The 21,896-nt window shown below is 66.6% G+C and carries 17 protein-coding genes and 1 riboswitch; of the genes, 8 read left to right on the top strand and 9 right to left on the bottom strand.

Annotated elements, in window-relative coordinates; genetic code table 11:
• Positions 1–94: 94 nt before the first annotated feature.
• The 3 genes from ISN75_RS00630 to ISN75_RS00620 all read right to left on the bottom strand — a co-directional run bounded on the left by ISN75_RS00630 (position 95) and on the right by ISN75_RS00620 (position 8,057).
• Complete coding sequence (locus tag ISN75_RS00630; RefSeq protein WP_343819246.1) at positions 95–3,226, bottom strand: efflux RND transporter permease subunit; 3,132 nt, start codon at positions 3,224–3,226, stop codon at positions 95–97.
• Positions 3,227–3,443: 217 nt separating this feature from the next.
• Complete coding sequence (locus tag ISN75_RS00625) at positions 3,444–6,689, bottom strand: efflux RND transporter permease subunit (protein ID WP_167254978.1); 3,246 nt, start codon at positions 6,687–6,689, stop codon at positions 3,444–3,446.
• 105 nt (positions 6,690–6,794) lie between these two features.
• The gene (locus ISN75_RS00620) at positions 6,795–8,057 is read right to left on the bottom strand and encodes an efflux RND transporter periplasmic adaptor subunit (RefSeq protein ID WP_168648933.1); all 1,263 of its coding nucleotides are present in this window, start codon (positions 8,055–8,057) and stop codon (positions 6,795–6,797) included.
• Between the two features lie 368 nt (positions 8,058–8,425).
• Here ISN75_RS00620 and ISN75_RS00615 point away from each other — a divergent pair, with 368 nt between their 5' ends.
• Positions 8,426–8,947: a c-type cytochrome gene (locus ISN75_RS00615; RefSeq protein WP_167254974.1), complete on the top strand. Its 522-nt coding sequence runs from the start codon at positions 8,426–8,428 to the stop codon at positions 8,945–8,947.
• A 125-nt stretch (positions 8,948–9,072) separates the two neighbouring features.
• On the opposite strand, the gene ISN75_RS00610 is transcribed toward ISN75_RS00615, so the two are convergent.
• The 3 genes from ISN75_RS00610 to ISN75_RS00600 are packed head-to-tail and all read right to left on the bottom strand — an operon-like array spanning position 9,073 to position 10,296.
• The gene (locus tag ISN75_RS00610; protein ID WP_343819247.1) at positions 9,073–9,369 is read right to left on the bottom strand and encodes a type II toxin-antitoxin system RelE/ParE family toxin; all 297 of its coding nucleotides are present in this window, start codon (positions 9,367–9,369) and stop codon (positions 9,073–9,075) included.
• Positions 9,366–9,641 (bottom strand): YlcI/YnfO family protein, encoded by a 276-nt coding sequence (locus ISN75_RS00605; RefSeq protein WP_343819248.1) that lies wholly within the window; start codon positions 9,639–9,641, stop codon positions 9,366–9,368. The genes ISN75_RS00610 and ISN75_RS00605 overlap by 4 nt, the downstream gene beginning before the upstream one ends.
• 49 nt (positions 9,642–9,690) lie before the next feature.
• Positions 9,691–10,296: an ACP phosphodiesterase gene (locus tag ISN75_RS00600; protein ID WP_343819249.1), complete on the bottom strand. Its 606-nt coding sequence runs from the start codon at positions 10,294–10,296 to the stop codon at positions 9,691–9,693.
• A gap of 57 nt (positions 10,297–10,353) precedes the next feature.
• On the opposite strand from ISN75_RS00600, the gene ISN75_RS00595 reads away from it, so the two are divergent.
• The gene (locus tag ISN75_RS00595; RefSeq protein WP_167254966.1) at positions 10,354–11,046 is read left to right on the top strand and encodes an alpha/beta hydrolase; all 693 of its coding nucleotides are present in this window, start codon (positions 10,354–10,356) and stop codon (positions 11,044–11,046) included.
• Between the two features lie 23 nt (positions 11,047–11,069).
• On the top strand, positions 11,070–12,185 hold the full coding sequence (zapE, locus tag ISN75_RS00590) for a cell division protein ZapE (RefSeq protein ID WP_343819250.1): 1,116 nt from the start codon (positions 11,070–11,072) through the stop codon (positions 12,183–12,185).
• Between the two features lie 162 nt (positions 12,186–12,347).
• Here zapE and ISN75_RS00585 read toward each other — a convergent pair whose 3' ends face one another.
• Positions 12,348–13,220 (bottom strand): serine protease, encoded by an 873-nt coding sequence (locus tag ISN75_RS00585; RefSeq protein WP_343819251.1) that lies wholly within the window; start codon positions 13,218–13,220, stop codon positions 12,348–12,350.
• A 432-nt stretch (positions 13,221–13,652) separates the two neighbouring features.
• Positions 13,653–14,525 carry a serine protease gene (locus ISN75_RS00580; RefSeq protein WP_343819252.1) on the bottom strand — a complete coding sequence of 291 codons (873 nt, stop codon included), beginning with the start codon at positions 14,523–14,525 and terminating at the stop codon, positions 13,653–13,655.
• A gap of 261 nt (positions 14,526–14,786) precedes the next feature.
• Between ISN75_RS00580 and ISN75_RS00575 the strand changes: the two genes are divergently transcribed.
• Positions 14,787–16,115: an amidohydrolase gene (locus ISN75_RS00575; protein ID WP_343819253.1), complete on the top strand. Its 1,329-nt coding sequence runs from the start codon at positions 14,787–14,789 to the stop codon at positions 16,113–16,115.
• Between the two features lie 20 nt (positions 16,116–16,135).
• On the opposite strand, the gene ISN75_RS00570 is transcribed toward ISN75_RS00575, so the two are convergent.
• Positions 16,136–16,996: an alpha/beta hydrolase gene (locus ISN75_RS00570; protein ID WP_343819254.1), complete on the bottom strand. Its 861-nt coding sequence runs from the start codon at positions 16,994–16,996 to the stop codon at positions 16,136–16,138.
• A gap of 66 nt (positions 16,997–17,062) precedes the next feature.
• On the opposite strand from ISN75_RS00570, the gene ISN75_RS00565 reads away from it, so the two are divergent.
• From ISN75_RS00565 to ISN75_RS00550, 4 genes are all read left to right on the top strand, one after another.
• Positions 17,063–17,443 carry a peptidase C13 gene (locus tag ISN75_RS00565; RefSeq protein ID WP_168648939.1) on the top strand — a complete coding sequence of 127 codons (381 nt, stop codon included), beginning with the start codon at positions 17,063–17,065 and terminating at the stop codon, positions 17,441–17,443.
• A gap of 126 nt (positions 17,444–17,569) precedes the next feature.
• A riboswitch (cobalamin riboswitch) is annotated at positions 17,570–17,792 on the top strand.
• Positions 17,793–18,049: 257 nt separating this feature from the next.
• On the top strand, positions 18,050–20,458 hold the full coding sequence (locus ISN75_RS00560; protein ID WP_167255401.1) for a ribonucleoside-diphosphate reductase subunit alpha: 2,409 nt from the start codon (positions 18,050–18,052) through the stop codon (positions 20,456–20,458).
• A 13-nt stretch (positions 20,459–20,471) separates the two neighbouring features.
• A complete protein-coding gene (locus ISN75_RS00555; protein ID WP_167254954.1) occupies positions 20,472–20,699 on the top strand; it encodes a hypothetical protein in 228 nt (75 codons plus the stop codon).
• 32 nt (positions 20,700–20,731) lie between these two features.
• On the top strand, positions 20,732–21,736 hold the full coding sequence (locus ISN75_RS00550) for a ribonucleotide-diphosphate reductase subunit beta (protein WP_343819256.1): 1,005 nt from the start codon (positions 20,732–20,734) through the stop codon (positions 21,734–21,736).
• Positions 21,737–21,896 lie beyond the last annotated feature (160 nt).

Raw genomic sequence — 21,896 nt, 5'->3', positions numbered from 1 at the left:
TTGGGGGTTAACGCGCCGTTATTGGCCGGCCGGCGCATTCAGGCGGGCGGGTGGCGCTGTTGGGGTTCGCTCGCGCTCACCCCAACCTACGAGGCTACGAGGCCCGCACCACGGCCTGCCGCGAGCGCTCGCGGCGGCGTGCGCGCGCCGCCTTCCAGCGATCGGCCAGGCAGGTGAAGATCACATACAGCGCAGGCGTGCTGAGCAGGGTCAGGCTCTGCGAAATGATCAGGCCGCCGATCAGCGCGATACCCAGCGGGCGGCGCAGCTCCGAGCCTTCGCCCAGGCCGATGGCGATCGGCAGCGCGGCCAGGATCGCCACCATGGTGGTCATCATGATCGGGCGGAAACGCACCACGCAGGCTTCGCGCGCCGCTTCCAGCGGCGACTTGCCGTGCTCGCGCTGCGCCACCAGGGCGAAGTCGATCATCATGATCGCGTTCTTTTTCACGATGCCGATCAAGAGCACCAGGGCGATCTGCGCGACGATCGACAGCTCCGTATCGCTCAGCCACAGCGCCAGCAGCGCGCCCATGCCCGCCGCCGGCAGCGTGGAGAGAATGGTCACCGGATGGATCAGGCTCTCGTAGAGCATGCCCAGCACGATGTACACGGTGACCACCGCTGCCAGCAGCAACAGCAGCATGCCGCCCTGCGACTGCTGGAAGCGGCGGAAATCGCCGCCCACGTTGAGGCGGATGTCGCCGGGCATGCGCATATTGGTGACGGTGGCCTGCACGATCTGCATCGCCTCGCCCATGCTGACGCCGGGGGCGAGGTTGAAGCTCAGGTCCATCGTCGAATACTGGTTCTCGTGCGAGATGGTGGACGGCGCCACGCCCGGCTGCTGCCGCGCGAACGCGGTGAGCGGCACCATCTCGCCCTTGGTATTGGCCACGTACAGGCGGTTGATCGCTTCGGGCGTGGCCGTCTCGTTCGGCAGCGCGTTGAGCACCACCTTGTACTGGTTGATGTCCGAGTAGATGGTGGAGATCTGGCGCTGGCCGAAAGCGTTGTACAGCGCGCTGTCGATGGTGCCGATGCCCACGCCAAGGCGCGCGGCCTTGTCGCGGTCGACCACGATGTTCTGGCGCAGGCCGGCATCGTCGATGTCCGAGCCCACGTCCTTCAGCTTGGGATTCTTCTTCAGCTCGTTGACCAGCTTGGGCAGCCAGGCCTGCAGCTCGTCGATGTCGTTGCCCTGCAGCGAAATCTGGTACTGCGCACCCTGCCCGCTGCCGCCGAAGCCGCCGCTGGGCAAGTCCTGCAGCGGACGCAGGCGCAGGTTGAGGTCGGGGAACTTGGCGGCCTTCGCGCTGAGGCGGTCCAGCACCTGGAAGGTGGTTTCGCGGCGGCCTTCGGCGCGGGTCTTCAGCTCGATGCTGAAAGAGCCGCTGGTGCCGGTGCGGCTGGTGCCCAGGCGCGAGCTCACCGACTTCACCGCCGGGTCGTTCTGCAGCATCGCGGTGATGCGCTCCTGCCGCTTGATGGTCTCGCCGAACGACACCGTGGCACTGGACGTGGAACGCCCCCAGATCAAGCCGGTGTCCTGCTGCGGGAACAGGCCGGTACGCACGGAGCCGGCCAGGAACACGGTGGCGACGATCAGCGCCAGCGGCGTCAGTGCGAACAGCAAGGTGTGGCGCAGCGAGAAATTCAGCGCCGTGGTGTAGACCGCCAGCATGCTCTCGTGGAACTTGTCCAGGGCGCGGTCGAGGCGGGACGGCTGCTTGCGCTTCTTGTCGTCGTGCGCGCGCAGGAAGCGGCCGCACAGCGAGGGCGTCAAGGTCAGCGACACCAGCATCGACATCACGATCGCCGCCACCAGGGTCAGCGTGAACTCGTGCATGAACAGGCCGGTGAAGCCGCTGGCGAACAGCAGCGGAATGAACACGGCCACCAGCGAGGCGGTGATCGACACGATGGTGAAGCCGATCTCGCGCGCACCCAGCAAGGTGGCCTCGAAGCGCGACAGGCCTTCGTCCATGTGCCGGATGATGTTCTCGATCACCACGATCGCGTCGTCCACCACGAAGCCGATCGCGATCACCAGCGCCAGCAAGGTGAGGTTGTTGAGCGTGTAGCCCATCAAATACATGCACACGAAGGCGCCGGCCAGCGACAGCGGCACCGCCACCGCGGCGATCAGGGTGGGCGCGAGCCGGCGCAGGAACAGCGCCATGGTCAGCACCACCATGGCCAGGCTGATCAGCAGTGTCGCCTGCACCTCGTGCAGCGAGGCGCGGATGGTCGGCGTGCCGTCGAAGTACGGCATCAGCCTGGTGCCGGGCGACAGGAACGAGCGCAAGGTCGGGATCAGCTCGCGCACCGCGTCGACCGTGGCGATCACGTTGGCGTCCGACTTCTTGTACACATACATCAGCACCGCCGGCTTGCCCTGGTACCAGGCCGCCTGGAAGGCGTCCTGCTGGCCGGAATAGACCTTGGCCACGTCCGACAGCCGCACCGGCGTGCCGTTGCGCGTGGCGATCACCAGGTCGGCGAATTCCTCGGCCGTGTGCAGGTTGTCGTTGGCGGTGATCGCCATCAGGGTCTGGCCGTTGTCCAGGAAGCCCTGCGGCGAAGTGACGTTGGCGGCGATCAGCGCGTTGCGGATCTGGTCGGGCGACAGGCCCATCGCATTGACCGCGCGCAGGTTGAGGTCGACGCGGATGGCGGGCGTCGCCGCGCCGGCGATATCCACCGAGGACACGCCTTCGAGCTGGCGCAGGCGCTGGGCCAGCAGCGAGTCGGCCACGTTGTAGAGCGCGGCGGCCGATTGCGTGTCCGAGGTGAGCGCGAAGGCGATGATCGGGTCGTCGTTAGGGTTGGCCTTCTGGTAGCTCGGCTGGCTGGTCAGGCCGGTGGGCAGGTCCGGCTGCGCGGCATTGATCGCCGCCTGCACGTCGCGCGCGGCGGCATCGAGGTTGCGCCCGCTCTGGAACATCAGGAACACCGAGGCGCTGCCTTCGGAGCTGCGCGAGCGCATGGTGTCGATGCCCGGCACCTGGCCGAGGTGGCGCTCCAGCGGCGCGGCCACGGTGGAGGCCATATTGCTGGCGTCCGCGCCGGACTGAGCGGCCTGCACGAAGATCACCGGGAACTGGATATCCGGCAGGGCGGCCACGCCCAGCAGCGAATAACAGATCACGCCGAGCACGAACACGCCGATGGCGAGCAGCGAGGTGCCGATGGGACGGCGTATGAACGGGCCGGAGATGTTCATGCGGTAAGCGTAGCGGGGGAATGGCCGGCGCGGCGCAGGCGTCGGGCGAGGCGGGGTTTCATCAACTGAACGCACCGGCCGGGTATCGGTTGAACATGCGGGCCGGGGCCTTCTGGCACTGGTGCGGATCGCCAGGCCCAGGACGCCGAAAGGGGCGGAGCCTTCCGGCTCCACCCCTTGGTCGCGTCACCGCGTCGTTTATCCGGCCCTGGCGGCCTCACGCCGCCGCGCTTCCGCCGGTCGCCGCGCGTTCGAGCGCGCGGCGTTCGCGGCGCACCCGGAGCCAGTCGGAGAAGCGTTCCATGTACAGGTAGATCACCGGCGTGGTGTACAGCGTGACCAGCTGCGACAGCAGCAGGCCGCCGACGATCGACACGCCCAGCGGACGGCGCAGCTCCGCGCCGATGCCGTTGCCCAGCGCCAGCGGCAGGGCGCCGAGCATGGCCGCCGCGGTGGTCATCATGATCGGACGGAAGCGCAGCAGGCAGGCGCGGCGGATCGCTTCCGGCGGACTCATGCCGGTGCGCTGCGCCTCGATGGCGAAGTCGATCATCATGATCGCGTTCTTCTTCACGATGCCGATCAGCAGCACGATGCCGACGATGCCGTCCACCGACAGGCTCATGCCGCACAGGATCAGCGCCAGCAGCGCGCCCACGCCGGCCGGCGGCAGGGTGGAGATGATGGTCAGCGGGTGGATGTAGCTTTCGTACAGCACGCCCAGCACGATGTAGATGACCACGATCGCGGCGAGCAGCAGCAGCACTTCGTCGCCCAGCGAGGAGGAGAACTCCGCCGCCTTGCCGATGAACTGGCCGCGCACCTGCGGCGGGAAATTCTGCTGCTGTTCGATCTCGTGGATCGCCTTGACCGCGTCGGACAGCGAATAGCCCTGCGCCACGTTGAACGACAGCGTCACCGCCGGCAGCTGCTGCTGGTGGCTGACCACCAGCGGCGCGCTGGTCACCTCGGCATTGGCCAGCGAAGCGATCGGAATGGTGCCGCCAGCGCCGACCTGGAAGCCGACGTTGCCGGTGTTGCCGATGCCCGCCGGCGTGGCCGAGTTGCTCGACGCCACCTGGCCGAAGGTGGTGGCGTTGCTGCCGGTGAGCGCGCCGTTGCCGTTGCCGCGCACGGTGAGCTTGTTCAGCAGGTCCTGGCTGGTGCGGAATTCCGGCGCGACTTCCATCACCACGCGGTACTGGTTGAGCTGGGTGAAGATGGTCGAGATCTGGCGCTGGCCGAACGAGTCGTACAGCGTGTCGTCGATGGTCTGCACCGGCACGCCCAGGCGGCTGGCCTTCTCGCGGTCGATGGTGAGCTTGAGCGCGTTGCCGCTGTCGGCCAGGTTGTTGTCCACGTCCGACAGTTCCGGTCGCTGGCGCATGGCCTGGGTCATCTGGTTGGCATAGCCGGCCAGTTCCGCCGAGTTCACCGCGGACATCGAGTACTGGTACTCGGTGGCGGCCACGCGGCTGTCCAGCGTCACGTCCTGCACGGGCTTGAGGTACAGCGCCACGCCGGGGATGCCGGCCACGGTCTTCTGCAGGCGCGGCAGGATGTCGTCCAGGCCGCCGCGGTCGCCGCGGTCCTTCAGCACGATGCTGAGCTGGCCCTGGTTGAGCGTGGGGTTGATCGAACCGGCGCCGATGAAGGCCGCCACGCCGCTCACGGCAGGGTCCTTGCGCAGCGCCTCGGCCACGGCCTGGGTGCGCTGCTCCATCTGCGGGAAGGCCACGTTCTGGTCGGCCTGCACCACGCCGGTGATCAGGCCGGTGTCCTGCTCGGGCAGCAGGCCCTTCGGAATCACCACGTACAGGAACACGGTGACCACCACGGTGACCAGCGCCACGAACATGGTGAAGCGATGGTGGTCCAGCACCCAGCCCAGGGTGCGGTCGTACAGGTCGACCGTGCGCGACCACACCGTGCGCTTGCCGGCGGCGGCATGGCGCTCGTGCGCGTCGTCGCCTTCCGGCAGCGCGTCGGGCTTGAGCAGGTAGGCGCACATCATCGGCGTCAGGGTCAGCGACACCAGCATCGAGATGGCGACCGCGATGGTCAGCACCCAGGCGAATTCGTGGAACAGGCGGCCGGTGACGCCGGGCATCAGCAGCAGCGGCAGGAACACCGCGATCAGCGACACGGTCAGCGACAGCACGGTGAAGCCGATTTCCCTGGCGCCGATCTCGGCCGCTTCTTTGCCGCTCTTGCCCTGCTCGATGTAGCGGACGATGTTCTCGATCATCACGATCGCGTCGTCCACCACGAAGCCGGTGGCCACGGTAAGCGCCATCAGCGAGAGGTTGTCCAGCGACATGCCGGCGAAGGCCATCACGCCGAAGGTGCCCATCAGCGACAGCGGCACCGCCACCGACGGAATGATGGTGGCCCACAGGCGGCGCAGGAACACGAAGATCACCGCCACCACCAGGAACACCGTGAGCACCAGCGTGAACTGCACGTCCTCCACCGAGGCGCGGATGGTCACGGTACGGTCGGCGAACACGTCCAGGTGCACGTCGGCCGGCAGCACGCTGCGCAGCTCCGGCATGATCCCGCGGATGTGCTCCACGGTCTGCACGATGTTGGCGCCCGGCTGGCGGCGCACGTCCAGCAGCACCGCCGGCTTGCCGTTGGCCCAGGCGGCGAGCTGGTCGTTCTCGACGCCGTCGATCACCCGCGCCACGTCGGACAGGCGCACCGGCGCGCCGTTCTTGTAGCTGATGATGGTGTTCTTGTATTCGGCCGCATCGATCAGCTGGTCGTTGGTGCCGATGCTGTAGCTCTGCGTCTTGCCGTTGAGCGTGCCCTTGGGCGCGTTCACGTTGGCCTGGGTGAGCGCGCTGCGCACGTCCTCCATGGTCAGGCCGAGATTGGACAGCTGCGCCGGATTGACCTGGATGCGCACGGCCGGACGCACGTTACCGGCGATCGAGACCAGGCCCACGCCCTGCACCTGCGACAGCTTCTGCGCCAGGATCGAGTCGGCGATGTCGTTGATATTGCGCAGCGGCAGCGTGTCGGAGGTGAGCTTCAGCGTGAGGATCGGCGCGTCGGCCGGATTCACGCGGTTGTACACCGGCGGATACGGCAGGTTGTTCGGCAGCGTGCCCTTGGCCTGGTTGATCGCGGCCTGCACGTCCTGCGCGGCGATGTCGATGTCGCGGTCCATGGCGAACTGCAGCACGATGGTCGACAGGCCCGCGGAGGAGTCCGAAGTCATCATCGCCAGGCCGGAGATCTGGCCGAAGTTGCGTTCCAGCGGCGTGGTAATCAGCGCCGCCATGGTGGACGCGCTGGCGCCCGGATACTGGGTGGTGACCACCAGGCTGGGCGCGTCGATTTCGGGCAGCGCCGAGACCGGCAGCTGGCGATAGCCCAGGATGCCGAGCAGCATCACCGCCACCATCAGCAGCGAGGTGGCGATCGGCCGGCGGATGAAGAGCGTCGAGAATCCCATGGTTACCTGGATGGCCGTCCGTTGTGGACTTCAAGGCGCGGCGCGTCTATGCGCCGCACGTGGCGCCGGGCGTCGCGCTCATGGCGCGCGCCCGGCCGGTGTGGCTTAGCCGCCGCGGCGGCCGCCGCCGTTGCGCTGACCCTTCTTGCCCTGCTGCTGCAGCTCTTCGGCGGTGGGCGCGGCCGGCACTTCGCCCGGCTTGAGGCCCTTCACCTTGCTGCCCGGCTTCAGGCGGAACTGGCCTTCGGTGACCACCTGGTCGCCTTCCTTCAGGCCCGTGCCGATCATCACGTGGCTGTCGCCGACTTCGCCGGCCACCTTCACCGGCTGCATCTTGACCGTGCTGTCGGCCTGCATCTGGTAGACGTAGTCGCCGTCCGGACCGCGCTGCACCGCCTGCGACGGGATCACCAGGCCGCCGGCCACGGTGCGCACCTGCAGCCGCACGTTGACGAACTGGCCGGGCCACAGGTCGTTCTTCTCGTTGGCGAACTGCGAGCGCAGGCGGAAGGTGCCGGTGGTGGTGTCGATCTGGTTGTCGATCACCTTCAGCTCGCCGCCGTCGGCGATCGGATGCGCGTCGACGCGGTCCAGCGCGGTGACCGCCAGCGGCGTGCTGCTGTCGCGCACGGCATTGCGCACCATCTCCAGGTTCTGCTCCGGCAGCGTGAACATCACGTAGATCGGATGCAGCTGGGTGATGGTGACGATGGTGCTGGTGGTGGTGACCAGGTTGCCCGGGTCGACGCCGCGGATGCCGGTGACGCCGTCGATCGGCGAGATCACCTTGGTGAAGCCCAGCTGCACCTGCGCGCTGGCGATCGCCGCCACGTCGGCCGCGACCGCGGCCTGGTACTGCGACACCTGATTGCGCTGGGTGTCCAGGTCCTGCTTGGAGATATAGCCCTGCGGCGCCAGGTTCTGGCTGCGCGCCAGGTTGGCGCGCGCGGTGGCGAGCAGCGCCTCGTCCTGCGCCTTCTTGCCCACGGCCTGCTGGTAATTGGCCTGGAAGGTGCGCGGGTCGATCTCGGCGAGCACGTCGCCCTGCTTCACTTCCTGGCCTTCCTTGAACTTCAGGCTCATCAGCTGGCCGGACACCTGCGGATTGATCGTCACGGTGTTGAGCGCCTGCACGGTGCCCAGCGCGGTCAGGTAGACCGGCACGTCACGCTTGACCACCGGCTCGACCGTCACCGGCACCGGGGCTTCCTTGTCCTTGCCTTCGCCGCCCTTGCCCGGGCCGCCCTGGCCGTTGCCGGCCGCCTGTCCGCCCTGGCCTTCGCCCGGCTTGTGCAGCAGACGGAAACCGACTCCTCCGACGATGATCACGGCGATCACGATCAGCGCGATCTTCCAAAAACGCGACATGAAAAAAGCTCCTGGATGATAGGCGGGCCCCTACCCGACCCCGCCGCGCGCGGTTGCGCGCCTGTTTTGATACGACGGCGAAAGGATAGGGGCAGTTCAACGAAAAGGGACAATGCCAGTTGACAGGGGGGGCGCATGACCGATGGCAGGGATGAGCCGCGCCACTATGCGGTCCGACGATGTCCGTCCGGTGTCGGCATGAGGGACCGGACCGGCCCGCATCCGGTTCCCTCGCCGCCCATGGTGCCATGGCTGGAAGACAGGCCGGTCCGTTCGTCTATAATCAGGGACTTCATTGCCTGAACCCGCGGTCCGGCCAGGCCCGATGGTTCGCCCACCGAAAACGGGAGTATTGCGTGAGCGGTTCCATGACCAAATCCGACCAGAGCTTCATGCGCAGCTTCTCGTTGCTGATCGCTGGCCTGGGTGTGCTGACGCTGCTGCTGATCGGCGGCGCGTGGATGATCTACGACGCCGAACCCAAGGAAACCAATCCGGACGCGGCCAAGAAGGTGGCCGAGCGCATCGCTCCGGCGGGCGCCGTCTACGCCGGCGACACAGGCCGCGCCGCCATGCAGGCCGCCGCCGACGCCGCCGCCAAGGCCGCCGCGTCGCAGGTCGCCTACGGCGGCAGCACCGACGGCAAGACCATCTACGACAACCTCTGCCACAGCTGCCACACCGCCGGCGTGGCCGGCGCGCCGAAGCTGGGCGACAAGGGCGCCTGGGGCTCGCGCATCGCGCAGGGCGTCGACACCCTGGTCAAGCACGCCATCGAGGGCTACCACGGCCCGGACGGCAACTTCATGCCGGCCAAGGGCGGCAACCCGGCGCTCACCGACGAGCAGGTGAAGAACGCCGTGCATTGGATTGTGGATCAGGCGAAGTAAGCCAGCTTCAATCGGATCAAAGCAAAACGCCGCCCACAGGGCGGCGTTTTTCGTTCGCCCCTTCTCCCCGCCGGGGAGAAGCTTGGGATGAGGGGGGCTCGCGAAGACGCCCGTCAGCTCCCATCTCAGTGGTAGTCGTCCTCACGCTGATGCCTCACCGCGAGCACATGCACCTCGCTCCCGCGGATCTCGAACAGCGCCACATAGCCCGCATCGCCGAAGCCGATCAGCAGCTCGCGCAGGAACGGGTCGGACTCGTCCGCCTTGCGGCAGGCGTAGGGAAAATCCTTAAGCAGCTCGGTCGCCTTGGCGACAGCGGCAAGCGCGCGCCCGGCCGCATGACGGTCGCGGCTGAGCAGGATGTCGAAGCAGCGCAGCAGGTCGTCGCGGGCTTCTTCCGTGAAGCGGACGCGACAAGTCACTCATCGCCCTCGTGCGGGGGCGCCGCCCCAAGCCGGGCAGCGAGCTGGCCCAGCATGTCGTCGGCCTCGACGTAACGGCCACTGCGCTGCGCCTTCTCCGCCGATGCCCGCCCGCGCTCGATGAACTCGCGCTGGGCGGTGCGCCGGTGGATCTCGGCACGCAGCGAGGCTTCGGTGAAGGCCGACAGGCTTTCGCCCTGGTGGAGCACGCCCAGCACCTGTTCGCGGAATTCGGGGTCGACGCGCAACGGAGGAATGACCGCTGTCTTCATGGGTGGAGCGCCATGTATAGCAATTGCTATGCAGCTTAGCACAGCCTTTTCAGCGCAATTCGGAGACTTCCCCATGGGCGATCCAGTCCGCCGCAAAGTCCCGCAGCTGCGGGAAGAACGCCTCGAAGCGCTCGCGCAGTTGCGGCTCCAGCTCCACCAGCACGGGCATCGCCTCGCCCACTGGGTTGGCCCGGCTCAGGCGTGCGGACACACCGTGCAGCGCGCGCTCGATCTCGGCGCGCTCAGCGTAGCCGGCGGGCAGATCGTGGGCTTCCATGTAGATAAGGAAGCGCTTCAGTCCGTCCGGCAGCAGGCCGTGGTGCCGGTGCAGCAGCGCGCGCAGTCCTGCGGAATACGCATCCAGCGGCTGGCCGCTCCAGCGCGCGAAATCCCGCGCCAGCTCATGGTCGAACCACATGTCCAGCAGGATCCCGCCGAAGCGGCGGTAGGGCGAAGCCAGCAGGCGCCGCGCTTCGGCCACCTCCGGATGGGCGTCGGTGTACACGTCGATCGCACGGTGCAGGCGGATGCCGTCGATCACCCGCACCGGAAACCGCTGCGGATCGGGCGTCCCATGCACGAAGTCGCCCAGCATGCCGCCCAGGCGCAGCTCCTCGTCATCACCCGCCAGCAGGGCATGCGCAAGATGGTTCATGTCCGAGCTTTCCGCACGAGCGGGCGGCGGACCGGCCCGGCGGTTATCATTCCGCGTATGACTCCCATCGCCTTCCCCAACGATCCGGATCAGTTCCCCGGTGAAGAAGCCAGCTTCGCGCTGAGCGGCCCGGCCGGCAAGCTCGAAACGATCAGCAACGTCGCCGAGCCGGCCGACGCGCGCCGCGGCGTGGCCGTGATCTGCCACCCCAACCCCGTGGAAGGGGGCACCATGCACAACAAGGTGGTGACCATGGTGGAGCGCAGCCTGCGCGAGCGCGGACTGGACACGGTGCGCTTCAACTTCCGCGGCACCGGCGAATCCGAAGGCCAGCACGACTACGGCAACGGCGAGCGTGACGACCTGGCCGCCGTGGTGCGCTGGGTGCGCACGCGGCGGCCCGGCGATGCGCTGTGGCTGGCGGGGTTCTCGTTCGGCAGCTATGTGACCCTGCGCAGCGCGGTCGAGCTGGATGCGGACGCGCTGATCAGCATCGCGCCGCCGGTGGCGCGCCGCCATTACGAGTTCGACGCCATTCCGCTGCCGTCCTGCCCCTGGCTGGTGGTCATGGGCGAGAGCGACGAAGTGGTCGATCCGCAGGCGGTGTTCGACTGGATCGACAGCCTGCACAAGAAACCCGAACTGGTGCGCATGCCGGACACCGGGCATTTCTTCCACCGCCGCCTGATGGACCTGCGCGGCGCGATCAAGCATGTGGTGCAGGACTGGCTGCCGCCCCCGCGCGGCTGACGCGCCCTTCCGCGATTTCTCCCATGAGCGAAACACTTACGATCGCGCCAAGCGCGCGCTACCAGGAAGGCGTCGCCGCGCACCGCTGGGAAAGCGACCCGGCCCAGCTGGCGGTGCTGCCCGAATTCGACCGCATGCATGCGGCGCTCACCGCCGCCCGCGAAGAGAACGGCGGCCTGTTCGGACGGCTGAAGTCGCTGCTCGGCGCCGAGCCGCGCGAAGCCGTGCCGGGGCTGTACCTGTGGGGCAGCGTGGGCCGCGGCAAGACCTTTCTGATGGATCTGTTCGTGGCCAGCCTGCCGCAGGGCATGGCGCTGCGCCGCCACTACCACCGCTTCATGGGCGAAGTGCACGAGCGCCTGCGCGAACTGGGCAACCGCCAGGATCCGCTGCCGGAAGTGGCCGAGGGCATCGCCGCGCGCTGCCGCGTGCTGTGCCTGGACGAGTTCCTGGTCAACGACATCGGCGACGCGATGATACTGGGCACCCTGCTGGAGGCGCTGTTCGCCCGCGGCGTGAGCCTGGTCACCACCTCCAACACCGAGCCGAAGAATCTCTACAAGGACGGCCTGCAGCGCGCACGCTTCCTGCCTGCGATCGCCCTGCTGGAACAGCAGTGCCACGTGGTGGAGATGATCTCCTCGCGCGACTGGCGCCTGCGCGCGCTGACCCAGGCGCCGGTGTACTTCACCCCGCCCAGTGCCGAGGCTGAGCGCTCGCTGGCGCGCATCTTCAGCACCCAGGCGCAGGGCGACACGACGGAAGGCGGCGACATCGTGGTCAACGACCGCGCCATCCCCGTGCGCAAGCGCGCCGAAAACATCCTGTGGTTCGACTTCGACGCTCTGTGCGAAGGTCCGCGCGCCGTGGCCGACTACATCGCCATCGCCAAGGCGGGACCTGCGGTGATCGTTTCCAACGTGCCGCAGTTCAGCATCTACAGCGAAGATGCTGCGCGCCGCTTCGTGCTGCTGGTAGATGAGTTCTACGACCGCCATGTGAAGCTGATCCTTTCCGCTGCAGCGCCGATCACCGAGCTGTATGACGGCGACCGGCTGCGTGCGGAGTTCGGGCGTACGGAGTCGCGGCTGATCGAGATGCAGAGCGAGGAATACCTGGCTTCACCGCATCTGGCGTGAACGAGCCTGTCAGCGGTTAACCGATCGCACTGGTGCCCGCTTCCCTTGGCTCGTTGGCATGCCTGCGCATGCCAACGAGCCAGGGTTTTGCATTGCCGCCCGAGTCAAGCGGCATGCATCGCATCGCCATCCCTGTCTCGGCAAGCCGCAGGAAAGCGGCTCCTAGCGACGGCCCGAACCGACCATAGGCAGTTGCTTACCCGGCCCCGCCTTCACCCAGATAAACTTCAGACTGTTCCACAGCTCGCCCGAACTAAGATCGACATATGCAGTAGGTGCTCCCTGCGCTGCGCAAGGAAGACCACCGAATGAGACCACCCCGATCTGGTAGACGCGGCCACCGATACTACGAATGATGGGACTGCCACTGTCGCCATGACAGGCTCCTTGTCCGCGCACTCCAGCGCAGAAATAAGTGCTCAGATCATCGCCATATGCGGCCGCACACTCGTCGTGTGCCAGCAAAGGCACGTCCACCGCACGCAATCGATCCGGAAAAAAGGGGATATCCGGATCCGTGTTGCCCCACCCCATCACCGTTACAAATTGACCGGGTCGGTACAAGGCATCGCTGCCCAGCGTGGGCAAGCTGACCGGGACGACGCCGCTGACGGGTGCGTCAAGAAATATCAGCGCCAGATCGGAGTCCGGGACCGTGCTGACCGCTACCGCGCTGACGCCTCGCCGCTGCGCTCCAATGTCGTCTGAAAGCAGGGTTTGCCCGATGGTGACCGAGAGCCCTGCCGCATTTCCGTCGGTTACGTTGTTGACACAATGCGCAGCGGTAATCACCACGTCCCGGCGATAAAGCGACCCTCCGCAGAAATGCCGCCCGCCAGATTGCAGGGAAGCCATGAACGGGTACTGCGCCCTGGACACCTCATGACCACCGATGATGCGCGGATCGATGCGGGAGCCGTTCTCCACGGATACCTGCGGCTTGGCAAAAGCCAGGCTCGCAGTAGTGAGAGCGAGCATGCTGGCCATCCAAGCCACGATGCTGACGATTGCCTTCTTGTTCGAACGCATTTGCATGAGACTTCTCCAGGTCATGGAAGAGGATTATCCATTGCATTGCGATAATGCCCGCTAAAAGCCAGCGCTTACGCGGCTACAAGTAAACACATGATCTTTGCTTCCTGGATATCGCAGAAGTACGAAAGTCTTCTCTGACATGCAGCTCCATGAAGCTGGCCTCTTCCGCTACTGCGCCGACCACTGAGCTGTACGACGGGAGTAGCTGCGTGCTGAGTTCGGGCGCACGAAGTTGAAGTTGGTCGAAATGCGGAGCGAGGAAAATCTCGCGTCGCCGCATCTGGCGTGAGGGACGGTTACCAGGAGCGGATCACTCCGGGCGGCCGTGCCCTCCTCGACCATGGCGTGCCAGCAGGCACGCCATGGTCGAGCATTGCCGCCGAGTCACGGCTTGCATCGCCGTTCCGCCGTACGGCTGCTTGGGAATCAGGCCTAGCGACGGTTCGATCCGACGGTATGCAGTCCTTTATTCCGCGCCGGTTGCACCCAGATAAACCGCAGGCTATTCCACAGCTCGCCTGAGCTGAGGTTGGCATACACCCCAGGCGCACCCTGCTCCGCGCATCCCTCGCCGAACGAGACGACGCCGATCTGATAGACACGGCCACCTATGCTGCGAATGATCGGTCCGCCGCTATCGCCCTGGCAGGAATCCTTGCCACGGACACCTGCGCAGAAGTAGGTGCCCAGCTCGTATCCTTCATAGCTGGCGGCGCACTCCTCCGGCGCAAGAATGGGCACATCCACTTCCCGAAGCCGATTGGGGAAGAACGGCAGCTCCGCATCGGTGTTGCCCCAGCCCATGACCGTTGCCGTCTGCCCGGGCCGGTACAAGGCATCGCTGCCCAGCGTGGGCAAGCTGACCGGAACGACGCCGCTGACCCGCTTGTCCAGAAACACCAGAGCCAGATCGGACGCCGGGAGCGTGCTGATCGCCACTGCCCGGATCCTTCGCCGCTGCGCGCCGATGCCATCCGAAAGCAGGGTCTGCCCGATGGTGACCGTGAGCTCCGCCGCGTTGTCGTCGGTTACATCGTTGACGCAGTGAGCAGCAGTAATCACCACATCCTGGCGATAAAGCGATCCCCCGCATAAATGCTGCCCGTCGAATTGCAGCGAAGCCATGAACGGATACTTCCCCCTGGATACCTCATTGCCGCCGATGATGCGCGGATCGATGCGCGGGCTGTTTTCCACGGATGCCCGCGGCGTGGCGAAAGCGAGACTCGCGGCGGTGAGCGCGAGCATTCCCGCCATCCAGGCCATGACCCTGACGGCCGTCTTCTTTCTCGAACGCATTTGCATGGGACTTCTCCAGTTCATGGAAGAGGGTTAGCAACTGCATGGCGTCAAGCGCTCGGAAAGCCGGCGCCTGCGCAGCTACGAGTAGACGCCTGACCCTTGCCCGGAGATATCGCAGAAATCCGAAAGTTGCGCCGAACATGCCGATGGCCCGCACGAGGGACGCTGCATACCCGGAATAGTCCCAATTGCCTGGCTGAAACCCGCCATGGACGCGTCCCTGCGCATACGCTTCGCAACGGACATCCACGCCGGAGAATGCTCATGATGCGCAGCGCCTTGCTCATGCTGTCCCTTGCCGCCGTATCGGCCGTACCTGTCCATGCCACCGATGTGGCGCAAAGCATTCAGGACGAACTGCCCCAGGTCGTCGCATGGCGCCACGACATCCACCAGCATCCCGAACTGAGCAATCGCGAGACGCGCACCGCCGCACTGGTTGCCGCGCAGCTGAAGAAGCTCGGCCTGGACGTGCGTACCGGCATCGCGCACCACGGCGTGGTGGGCGTTCTAAAAGGCAGCAAGCCCGGGCCGAGGCTGGCAATCCGCGCCGACATGGACGCGCTGCCGGTCACCGAGGAAACCGGCCTGCCGTTTGCCTCAGCAGCGCTGGGCGAATACCGCGGCAAGTCCACCGGCGTGATGCACGCCTGCGGCCACGACGCGCACACGGCCATGCTGCTCGGCGTCGCCACCGTGCTCGCCGGCATGAAGCAGGAGCTGCCGGGCGAGGTGATGTTCGTCTTCCAGCCGGCGGAGGAAGGAGCGCCAGCGGGCGAGCAAGGCGGAGCCGCGCTCATGCTGAAAGAAGGCGTGTTCCGCGACTTCGCGCCGGATGCCGTATTCGCCATGCATGTGATCAGCACGCTCAACGTCGGCACGGTGGCGCTGCGGCCGGGACCCACGCTGTCCGGGGCGGACGGCTTCAAGCTGGTGGTCCACGGACGCCAGACGCACGGCGCCATGCCGTGGAACGGCGTCGATCCCATCGTCACCGCGGCGCAGATCGTCGAGCAGGCGCAGACCATCGTCAGCCGCCGGCTGGATATCGGCACGCTGCCGGCCGTGCTCAGCTTCGGCATCGTCGAAGGCGGCACGCGCCACAACATCGTGCCGGACAAAGTGGAACTGCAGGGAACCCTGCGCAGCTTCGATCCCGCCATGCGCCAGCGAGCCATCGACCATCTGCGCGGCATCGCCGAACACGTGGCCGCCGCGAACGGCGCCACGGCGGAACTGCAGATCCCGATGGGCGACAGCTATCCGGTCACGGTCAACGACGCCGCATTGACCGCACGGGTACGCAGCAGCCTGGTCAAGGCGGTCGGCCACGCGCATGTGGTCGAGGCCCCGCCGGCCATGCCCTCGGAGGATTTCGCTTATTTCGCCAAAGAAGTGCCCGGCGTGTACTTCTTCGTCGGCGCCACGCCAGCCGGCCAGGATGCGGCGAAGGCGGCAGCCAATCATTCGCCGCGGTTCTTCATGGACGAGGGCGCCATGAAGGTAGGCATGACCTCGATGCTGCAGGCGACGCTGGACTATCTGCAGGCCCCAGCCACCGAAACGGATCACCAGGAGCAAGCAGCGAGCTGAGCAGGGGGATGGAAAGCCCGCTACTCGTCCGGCTTCTGGCGAACCGACACGCCCGCCAAAGCCGGTGGCGTGCCGCAGCGGCCGGAGCGCAGCGCATCCAGATAAGCCGACACCAGCGTCGTCGTGCTCTTCTGCGCACCCGCGGCGAACTGGCCGCCGCCTAAGTTCATATGGTTGGCGCCATCCACCACGGCCAGCCAGCGGCAGCCCGGCCCCAGTCCATCGAAGGCCTGCATGCGCCAGCGGTAGTCGCCGCCCAGCCCCTGGTCCCGCGTGCCGGTGACCAGCAGCGTGGGCGCGGCGATCGGTGCCCATGCGCCTTCGGGGAACACCGGTCCCGGCCCTTCCGGCGATAAGGCCACGTAGGCGTCGAAGCTGCCCTTCGGCGCCAGCCCCAACTTGTTGTGCGCACCGGCTTCCAGCATCACCGTGATCGCGCCCATCGAATGGCCGAGCAGCGCCTTGAACGATGCGTGGCAGCGCTGTTCCGACCACGCCAGCGCCGCGTCGATGTCGAGAAAGCGCGCCCGATAAGCCGGCGCATCGGTGACCAGGGCGGTGATGCCGCCCTTGAAGCCATGGCTGCGCAGGTCCTGCTTCAGCACCGGCAGGCCGCTTTCGCGGTGCCCCATCACCACCACGCGCCAGCCGTCGGCGCTCAAGGCCTCGCCTACATAGCGCAGGCCCTGCTCACTTCCGCCGGCACCGTGCGACACCAGCAGCAGCGGCGGGCAGGTTTTCGCCGCGGCAGGCTCGTACACCATCAGCGGCGTGCTCGCGCCATCGGAACGCGGCACCTCGATGCGTTCCGCGGCCCAGGCCTGCACGGTGGCGGCCAGCGCCAGCAGCGCGGCCACGATCTTCGGCGACGTCGTCGACATGCTTCACTCCCCTTCGATGGCCTGCACTGCGGTAACGTGGCGGCCTTTCCTGCACGGAGCCCCGCCATGACCAGCCTGCTCTTCCTCGCCCTGCTGTCCGCGCCCGGCATGCCGGCGGACGATTTCTCAACGCGGGTGCAGCAGGCCAAGTTGACCGAGGGCGCCAAGGACGGGCCGGACTACCAGAAGAAGATGTGGGCCGCGATCGGCGACCGCACCACCGACGCGCTCAAGGGCTGCATCGCCACCCTGCCCAAGCCGGACAAGTCCCCTTTCGTACTGGTCGCCGACGTGCACGCCGACGGCAGCCTGGGCCGGGTCGAAGTCCGCGCCCCCACCGACGTAGCCACCTGCCTGCTCAGCCGCTTCGCCAGCTGGAAGCTGCCGGCCCCGCCGGCCAGCCCGGCGCCGTATCCGATCGAGGTGGATTTCAGCATCGCCCCCTGAGCGCCCGGGCAGAACCGATCGCCAAGATTTTTCGCATGGCCGCCAGGCCGCGCCAGGCCTTGAATTACCCCACTTATCCACCGATATATGCACAATGGCTTGGGTTGACCTTCCCTGCCTTACCCCTATATGTTGTGTCGGTCGGTGCCTTTCTCAGACCCACGGTCGGATTGGCTTAATAGGGAATCCGGTGCGAATCCGGAACTGCCCCGCAGCGGTAAGCGGAAACGAAAGCTCCCATCGCACTGGCCTTCCAAGGCTGGGAAGCGGGGGCGAGTAGGTCGGATCGGTCGCCAGCGAACGGTCCATGTCTGCGAGTCCGAAGACCTGCCGGCACATCGCGGCCTTCAGCGCCGCGGTGAGTGATGGCGGCTTCCGCGGGGAGGCGCGTCGTGGCGCGGAGCCTTCGCTCCGCCGCACGGCCGTCCCCGCCTACACCGCCTTCGTCTCAGCCCTGCGCGCGGGAGCAGGTCGTTGAAGCCTTTGGCCTGGAGCGATGCCATGCAACCTATCGACACCGACTCGCGCGAGCGCACCGACGACCGCGCGGACGCATCCGCCTTCCCTGCCGCCGACGCAGCTGCCGCCGCGCCGGAGTCCATTCGCATGGAAGCCGTGGCGGAGACCCCCTTCGCCCTCACCCCGCCGCACAACCCCGGCCAGATGCGCGTGACCAAGCGCAACGGCAGCCAGGAGATCGTCGACGTCAACAAGATCGTGCGCGCGGTGACCCGCAGCGGCGAAGGCCTGCATGCGGTCGATCCGCTGCGCGTGGCGCTGAAGACCATCGGCGGCCTGTACGACGGCGCCACCACGCGCGAGCTGGACGAGCTGTCGATCCGCACCGCCGCCGCGCTCACCGCCGAGGAGCCCGAGTACGGCCAGCTCGCCGCGCGCCTGCTCGGCGCCTACGTCGACAAGGAAGTGAGCGGCCAGGAAATCCAGAGCTTCTCCCAGTCGATCGCGCGCGGCGCGGAGCTGGGCATCCTCAACGCACGCCTGCGCGACTTCGTCGCCGCCAATGCGCGCAAGCTCAACGACGCCATCGATCCGCTGGCCACGCGCCGCTTCGAATACTTCGGCCTGCGCACCGTGTACGACCGCTACCTGCTGCGCCACCCGCAGCTGCGCAAGGTGATCGAGACGCCGCAGTACTTCTTCATGCGCATCGCCTGCGCGCTGGGCGGCAACGAGATCGGCGAGACGCTGGAGCTGTACCGCCTGCTGTCCTCGCTGGAATACATGGCCAGCTCGCCCACCCTGTTCAACGCCGGCACCGCGCACGAGCAGCTCAGCTCCTGCTTCCTGCTCGACTCGCCGACCGACTCTCTGGAGTCGATCTACGAGAAGTACGGCGACGTGGCCAAGCTGAGCAAGTTCGCCGGCGGCATCGGCCTGGCCTACTCGCGCGTGCGTTCGCGCGGCTCGCTGATCCGCGGCACCAACGGCCATTCCAATGGCCTGGTGCCGTGGCTGAAGACGCTGGATGCCTCGGTCGCTGCGGTGAACCAGGGCGGCAAGCGCAAGGGCGCGGCCTGCGTGTACCTGGAGCCGTGGCACGCCGACATCGAGGAGTTCCTCGAGCTGCGCGACAACACCGGCGACGAGGCGCGCCGCACGCACAACCTCAACCTGGCCAACTGGATTCCCGACGAATTCATGCGCCGCGTGGAGAGCGACGGCGACTGGTCGCTGTTCGATCCGAAGATCGTGCCGCACTTCGTCGACAGCTGGGGCGAGACCTTCGAGCGCGCCTACCGCGAAGCGGAAGCCGCCGGCATCGCGGTGAAGAAGGTGAAGGCGCGCGAGCTGTACGCGCGCATGCTGCGCACCCTGGCCCAGACCGGCAACGGCTGGATGACCTTCAAGGACCGCAGCAACGCCACCAGCAACCAGACGGCCAAGGCCGAGAACGTCATCCACCTGTCCAATCTGTGCACCGAGATCCTCGAGGTGACCAACGCGGGCGAGACCGCGGTGTGCAACCTGGGTTCGGTGAACCTGGCTCGCCACGTGGTGGACGGCGTGTTCGACTTCGACAAGCTCGCCGCCACCGTGCGCACCGCGGTGCGCCAGCTGGACCGCGTGATCGACCTGAATTTCTATCCGATCGACACCGCGCGCACGGCCAACCAGAAGTGGCGCCCGGTGGGCCTGGGCGTGATGGGCCTGCAGGACGTGTTCTTCAAGCTGCGCCTGCCGTTCGATTCGGCCGACGCGCTGGCGCTGTCCACGCGCATCGCCGAGGAGATCTACTTCCACGCGCTGAGCATGTCCAACGAGCTGGCGCGAGAGCACGGCGCGCATCCGGGCTTCGCCGAAAGCCGCGCCGCCAACGGCGAGCTGCAGTTCGACTACTGGCCGCAGGCCAGGCCGAACGACATGCCGCGCTGGGATTCGCTGCGTGCGAGCGTGAAGGAACACGGCCTGCGCAACTCGCTGCTGATCGCGATCGCGCCGACCGCCACCATCGCCTCGATCTCCGGCTGCTACGAGTGCATCGAGCCGCAGGTGAGCAACCTGTTCAAGCGCGAGACGCTGTCCGGCGACTTCCTGGTGGTGAACCGCTACCTGGTCGAAGAGCTCAAGACGCTGGGCCTGTGGACGCCGGAAGTGCGCGACGCCATCAAGCTGGCTGAAGGCTCCATCCAGGGCATCGCCAACATCCCCGAGCGCCTGCGCCAGATCTACCGCACGGTGTGGGAACTGCCGCAAAAGGCGCTGATCGACCTGGGTGCCGCGCGCGGCGCATACATCGACCAGAGCCAGTCGCTGAACCTGTTCATGGAGAACCCGAACATCGGGCAGCTGAGTTCCATGTACATGTACGCATGGAAGTCCGGCATCAAAACCACGTACTACCTGCGTTCGAGGCCGGCGACCAAGATCGCCAAGACCACGGTGGCCGCCGCCGCGCCGGCAGCCAGGCCGGCGCCGGAAGCCGAGCAGGAACAGGCCAACGCCGCGGTGTTCTGCTCGCTGGAAAACCCGGAATACTGCGAGGCCTGCCAATAAGGCAACGCACCCGATGAAGCCGTACCGGAACCGCAGCGGGAAATCCGGTGTCGCCGCCTACGAAAGCGGCGAAGGCTACATCCGGGTGCGTTTCATCCACGACGGCACCTACGAATACGACGCCACCCGGCCCGGCCGCCTGCACGTAGGCAACATGCAGAAGCTGGCCGATGCCGGGATCGGCCTGTCCACCTATATCAGCCGCTTCGTGCGCGAACGCTACGCGCGCAAGCTCGATTGAGCGCCGGCGGCGCCCGCAGCAAAGGAATTCCCATGTCGCACATCCTCGATCCCGGTTTCGAACTCACCCTGCGCCCGATGCGCTATCCCGAGTTCTACGAGATGTACCGCAACGCCATCAAGAACACCTGGACGGTGGAGGAAGTGGACTTCTCGCTGGACGTGACGGACCTGAAGTCCAAGATGAGCGACGCGGACCGCCATCTGATCCATCGCCTGGTGGCCTTCTTCGCCACCGGCGACACCATCGTGGCGAACAACCTGGTGCTGAACCTGTACCAGCACATCAATGCGCCGGAAGCGCGCATGTACCTGTCGCGCCAGCTGTACGAGGAAGCGCTGCACGTGCAGTTCTACCTCACCCTGCTGGACACCTATATTCCCGATCCGGCCGAGCGCAACAAGGCCTTCGGCGCGATCCAGAACATCCCCTCGATCCGCCAGAAGGGCGAGTTCTGCTTCAAGTGGATCGACTCGATCCAGAACCTGCAGCGACTGGAAACGCGCGAACAGCGCCGCCAGTTCCTGCTCAACCTGATCTGCTTCGCCGCCTGCATCGAAGGCCTGTTCTTCTTCGCGGCATTCGCCTACGTGTACTTCCTGCGTTCGCGCGGCCTGCTGCACGGGCTGGCCTCCGGCACCAACTGGGTGTTCCGCGACGAATCCGGCCACATGGGCTTCGCCTTCGAAGTGGTGCGCACGGTGCGCGCGGAAGAGCCGGACCTGTTCGACGAAGCCATGCGCATGCAAGTGGAAGAGATGCTGGAAGACGCCATCGCCTGCGAAACGCAGTTCGCCGAGGACGTGCTGTCCGGCGGCGTGGCCGGCCTGTCGGTGAAGGATATGCGCCAGTACCTGGAGTACTGCGCCGACCAGCGCCTGGTGCAGCTGGACCTGCCGAAGAAGTACGGCGCGAAGAACCCCTTCGACTTCATGGACCTGCAGGACGTGCAGGAAGTGACCAACTTCTTCGAGCGTCGCGTGTCGGCGTATCAGGTGGGCGTCGAGGGAGAAGTGGCGTTCGATATGGCGTTCTGACGCCTTGGCCCCCTCTCCCCTGCGGGGAGAGGGTTGGGGTGAGGGGGACCTACGGAGCGCTGAAGCGGAAGCACAAAAGCAAGCGACGCTTCATCGATCTTCTTCCGCAAGCACCGCCCCTCATCCGGCTGCCGCCACCTTCTCCCCGGCGGGGAGAAGG

Source organism: Dyella marensis, from assembly GCF_049532885.1.
Lineage (GTDB): Bacteria > Pseudomonadota > Gammaproteobacteria > Xanthomonadales > Rhodanobacteraceae > Dyella_D > Dyella_D marensis.
The sequence above is the reverse complement of the archived record's forward strand: the minus strand, read 5'-3'. Positions and strand labels throughout refer to the sequence as shown.

What these genes read in the sequence shown, in the direction of transcription:
- ISN75_RS00630 (WP_343819246.1), bottom strand. Translation starts at nt 3,226, where the DNA reads ATGAACATCTCCGGCCCGTTCATACGCCGTCCCATCGGCACCTCGCTG.
- ISN75_RS00625 (WP_167254978.1), bottom strand. Translation starts at nt 6,689, where the DNA reads ATGGGATTCTCGACGCTCTTCATCCGCCGGCCGATCGCCACCTCGCTG.
- ISN75_RS00620 (WP_168648933.1), bottom strand. Translation starts at nt 8,057, where the DNA reads ATGTCGCGTTTTTGGAAGATCGCGCTGATCGTGATCGCCGTGATCATC.
- ISN75_RS00615 (WP_167254974.1), top strand. Translation starts at nt 8,426, where the DNA reads ATGACCAAATCCGACCAGAGCTTCATGCGCAGCTTCTCGTTGCTGATC.
- ISN75_RS00605 (WP_343819248.1), bottom strand. Translation starts at nt 9,641, where the DNA reads ATGAAGACAGCGGTCATTCCTCCGTTGCGCGTCGACCCCGAATTCCGC.
- ISN75_RS00600 (WP_343819249.1), bottom strand. Translation starts at nt 10,296, where the DNA reads ATGAACCATCTTGCGCATGCCCTGCTGGCGGGTGATGACGAGGAGCTG.
- ISN75_RS00595 (WP_167254966.1), top strand. Translation starts at nt 10,354, where the DNA reads ATGACTCCCATCGCCTTCCCCAACGATCCGGATCAGTTCCCCGGTGAA.
- zapE (WP_343819250.1), top strand. Translation starts at nt 11,070, where the DNA reads ATGAGCGAAACACTTACGATCGCGCCAAGCGCGCGCTACCAGGAAGGC.
- ISN75_RS00585 (WP_343819251.1), bottom strand. Translation starts at nt 13,220, where the DNA reads ATGCAAATGCGTTCGAACAAGAAGGCAATCGTCAGCATCGTGGCTTGG.
- ISN75_RS00580 (WP_343819252.1), bottom strand. Translation starts at nt 14,525, where the DNA reads ATGCAAATGCGTTCGAGAAAGAAGACGGCCGTCAGGGTCATGGCCTGG.
- ISN75_RS00575 (WP_343819253.1), top strand. Translation starts at nt 14,787, where the DNA reads ATGATGCGCAGCGCCTTGCTCATGCTGTCCCTTGCCGCCGTATCGGCC.
- ISN75_RS00570 (WP_343819254.1), bottom strand. Translation starts at nt 16,996, where the DNA reads ATGTCGACGACGTCGCCGAAGATCGTGGCCGCGCTGCTGGCGCTGGCC.
- ISN75_RS00565 (WP_168648939.1), top strand. Translation starts at nt 17,063, where the DNA reads ATGACCAGCCTGCTCTTCCTCGCCCTGCTGTCCGCGCCCGGCATGCCG.
- ISN75_RS00560 (WP_167255401.1), top strand. Translation starts at nt 18,050, where the DNA reads ATGGAAGCCGTGGCGGAGACCCCCTTCGCCCTCACCCCGCCGCACAAC.
- ISN75_RS00555 (WP_167254954.1), top strand. Translation starts at nt 20,472, where the DNA reads ATGAAGCCGTACCGGAACCGCAGCGGGAAATCCGGTGTCGCCGCCTAC.
- ISN75_RS00550 (WP_343819256.1), top strand. Translation starts at nt 20,732, where the DNA reads ATGTCGCACATCCTCGATCCCGGTTTCGAACTCACCCTGCGCCCGATG.